This is a genomic window from Nonomuraea sp. NPDC050691 (assembly GCF_040654455.1).
Taxonomy (GTDB): Bacteria; Actinomycetota; Actinomycetes; order Streptosporangiales; family Streptosporangiaceae; genus Nonomuraea.
In genome coordinates this window covers 1-1,509 of record NZ_JBFAIA010000366.1, presented here as the reverse complement: position 1 = coordinate 1,509, position 1,509 = coordinate 1, and the positions used below count along the sequence as shown (strand labels likewise).

At 73.5% G+C, this 1,509-nt stretch carries 2 protein-coding genes and 1 pseudogene; all 3 read right to left on the bottom strand.

Features of this window, described 5'->3' with window-relative positions; translation table 11 throughout:
- Positions 1–191 (bottom strand): DUF742 domain-containing protein (locus AB0H81_RS44780; protein ID WP_358388708.1); only part of this gene is annotated, 191 nt, incomplete at its 3' end.
- A 5-nt stretch (positions 192–196) separates the two neighbouring features.
- Positions 197–619: a roadblock/LC7 domain-containing protein gene (locus AB0H81_RS44775; protein ID WP_358388706.1), complete on the bottom strand. Its 423-nt coding sequence runs from the start codon at positions 617–619 to the stop codon at positions 197–199.
- A pseudogene (locus tag AB0H81_RS44770) lies at positions 616–1,509 on the bottom strand (hypothetical protein); the annotation flags it as partial. The pseudogene AB0H81_RS44770 and the gene AB0H81_RS44775, both read right to left, overlap by 4 nt.

Here is a 1,509-nt window from a genome sequence, read left to right as displayed (position 1 = left end):
TGCGAAAACTCCCGCGGCTCAGCCGTCGCCGACGACACCAACGCCTCCATCGCCAACTTCACCCGCGGCGCCGTACGCCCACCCGTCACCGCGTAGGGACGGACGGGGGAGGCGGGGTCGGAGTGATGGGGCTGGTGTTGCGGGGGAAGCGGCGGCTCCCAGCCGCCGCTGTTCCATCTCGGGTCTGTCATCTACCTCACCTGGACTGACTCGCCCGCAGCTCCGCGCGTACCGCCGGAGTCAGGACCTGACCAGCTCGATCGACCATCAGCGTCATCTGGTACGCCACCAGCCCCATGTCACAGTCGGGGGCGGCCAGCACCGCCAGGCACGAGCCGTCACTGATCGACATGATCAGCATCAGCCCCCGCTGCATCTCCACGATCGTCTGATTGACCACACCCCCCTCGAACACCCGCGCCGCGCCGTGCGTCAGGCTCACCAGGCCCGACGCGATCGCGGCGAGCTGGTCGGCCCGGTCCGGCGGGAACCCCGCCGAGGCGGCCAGCGGCAGACCGTCGGACGAGACCACCACCGCGTGCGCGACCCCGGGAACGGTGTTGACGAAGTCCGTGATCAGCCAGTCGACACCGCGTGCTCCATGACTGAGGTCGTTCATGCGCCCTCCTCCCTGTTGTCAACGGGCCTGGGGCCAGATGAGTAGGTCTTGCCTTCGCTGATGTCGTCGCGGGCGGCCCGGAAGCCCTGCTGGAAGCTGGACAACCTGCTGCGGACCCGGTCCGGCGAGACGGCCGGCATGGGAGTGACGCCCTTGGGCGCGGCGGCCGAGTCGGCCGAGCCGGGCACCAGGTTGGCCTTGGGCACCCGCTTGGGCAGGCCCGACGCCGTCGCCCCGTCACGCACGGGCTCGACCACGGCCTCCGCGGCGCTCCACCCGGCGTCGGCCTTGGACGAGCCCCAGCTCGCGCCGGACTCGCCGTGGTCGAACCAGGCGGACTCGACCGAGGCGAAGATCGGCAGGAACTCGTCGCCCGCGGAGGCGGGCTTGACGGTCGGGATGGGGCCGGTGGCCGCCGCCTCGGTCTCGGGGAAGTCGTAGCGGGGGCGCTGGGCCGTGTTGCCCTCGCCGCGGTCGGCGAAGCTCCAGGTGCTCTGCTGCTCGCCGCTGTTCCAGCTCGGCGGCTGGTCGGCGCCGGGCCTCTTGGGCAGGCCGCCGGTGGTCTCACCCCAGGAGCCGCCGCCCGTGTTGCGGGCGGGGACCCAGACGTCTGAGGTGTCGTAACCGGTGCCGGCGGGCGCGCTCGTGGCGCGCGGTTCGGACGGCCAGCCGCTGGTGCCGGTCGAGGGGCTCGTGGCGCGTGGCTCGGACGGCCAGCCGTTGTCGGAGGGCCACTGCGGCATCGAGGGCCAGCCGCCGGCGGAGTCGCCGGGGGTGGAGGGGTAGGCGCCCGACGGGAAGGACGGGTGGCCGGGTCCGGGCTGGTAGCCGCCGGCGGGCCAGGCCGCGGGCGGGGCGGCGGGGGCCGGCGAGGCGTACGCCTCCTCGCG